The organism is Marinobacter segnicrescens, from assembly GCF_900111555.1.
Classification (GTDB): Bacteria; Pseudomonadota; Gammaproteobacteria; order Pseudomonadales; family Oleiphilaceae; genus Marinobacter; species Marinobacter segnicrescens.
In genome coordinates this window covers 1-1,799 of record NZ_FOHZ01000064.1, presented here as the reverse complement: position 1 = coordinate 1,799, position 1,799 = coordinate 1, and the positions used below count along the sequence as shown (strand labels likewise).

Annotated in this window: 1 protein-coding gene; it reads right to left on the bottom strand. The window is 42.9% G+C overall.

Translation table 11 applies throughout. The annotated features are described in order from the left end of the window. Positions 1–349: 349 nt before the first annotated feature. Positions 350–1,759 (bottom strand): AAA family ATPase, encoded by a 1,410-nt coding sequence (locus BM036_RS19565; RefSeq protein ID WP_091855298.1) that lies wholly within the window; start codon positions 1,757–1,759, stop codon positions 350–352. Between the last annotated feature and the right edge of the window lie 40 nt (positions 1,760–1,799).

Here is a 1,799-nt window from a genome sequence, read left to right as displayed (position 1 = left end):
GCTGTATTGCTTGCGTTTCTTGCTCATGATTCTCCTCCTTGTGGAGATGATGAATCAGAGCTTAGGCACCTGTCCAAATTTCGGGGTCCACTTCAGTAGACGAAATAAACAGGGCTGAGGTTTTGCCGGAGCACAAACAAGTACTATCGTATGGCCTTAGTATTGACAATACCGCCTCTTGGATGGCGGCGTCGCAAAATTCTGAAGCGAAGGATGCTATAGATTTGCGCTTAAGCAATCAGTATTGGAGTGAGGTTTTGTCCCTATTCGATAGGGAGTGACGCATGGCTTAATCAACAAGGGCCAGCATTCAGCGGCTTGTCCGCTGCCATTCTTACTATGTGATCTTTCATCTATGTATATGCGCAACGAAGTCTCTTAAGCAGGCTAGACGTGAATCTGACAAAGGTATGTCAGTTAGCAGCTTGGTAACGAACTTAGGCCCATGTGATCCAATTTCCGGACAGAATTTTTCTATTTCTCCCACTGGTATTACAAATATACCCAAATTCTCTAAAGCAGACTTGAGCGCTTTGTAGTCCGTTTGCGCCTGACCATTAGGAATCGCGATTTCACCAAATTTTTTAACCTCGTTCCAAGCAGTACCTTGTTTCATGAGTGCTGCTATATCACCTTTCGGTAACTTTTCTTCGCCTGCATTCTGCAACGCTTGGATTATTTCGGACTTAATGGTTTTAGCTGATTTTGGTTTAATTCCACCTCTTACAGCAGAGTCGACCCTTCTCCACAAAACTTCGACCTCAATCCAGTTGCCGCCAAACGCTGAAACAGTGTTTTTGACTAAATCTCGCTCCGATAAGAAATCTATATCGAAAACGGCCTTTATTGGCACACCTATCTTTCTTAAAACGTCGGCTACTTTAGGTATTGCATGTTTGCCGCCAGTGGGTACGTATGAGGTATCTTTGAAAGGAGCTGTGTTGTTGCTATTAATGTAATCGGCAGCAGAATTAATTAGACGACAATCACTATCATCTTCACATATAATTGTTTGTTCATGAAATATACCTTCCAGAGCATTTGAATATCTCAACTCTGGCTTTTCCCAAAGCTCTTTTATGGTCTCGGATGCAGCTTCGTATACAATATTAACATCACCTTCTCGTTGAATTCTTAATATTCGAACTCTACCTTTGGTCCCTTCTAAGAACCCCCGGAGAATATCGCTACTATGTGTTGCAACAATTAACTGACCTTTAACTTCAGATGATAATGTCTCTCCCAGCCTTCTCATTTGAGGAGGATGCAAGAATGCTTCCGGCTCATCCAGAAGGGTAATGTCTCTCTCTGAAGCAACTGTCTCAAATAGAATTCCAGCATAACTTTTAATGCCGGCGCCTTGCTTATCTAAAAGGGGATTTTCACGAACTTTTGAAACATAATCATTTCCTACGCGATCCACTACGTTTTCGCCCATCGGGATCTGCCCTACGTGGATTGGAAGCTTGCTACCACCACGAAAATCAAACATCAAGTCTTTTGAGAAAGCCTTTTTAAATAGGTCACTGACTCGCTTCATCAGTTCTTCGTCGTCATAAAGAATATGTTGTGGCTTCGTTTTATGTTGACCCGGCGAAAGACTATTTTGCTGATTACAAATATTTAGTCGATCATTAGCAGCAATATTTTTTATACTACCAGCATGCAAACCATTAATTAGGTACGGACTGTTATCCCAGAAGGGGCGGTCTCCAACTCCAAGTGCAACACCCGGGTTAATGAACGCCTGACGGCGCATCCTGGGTTTGCTTGATCAGATCCATAAAGACCTCCAGCGG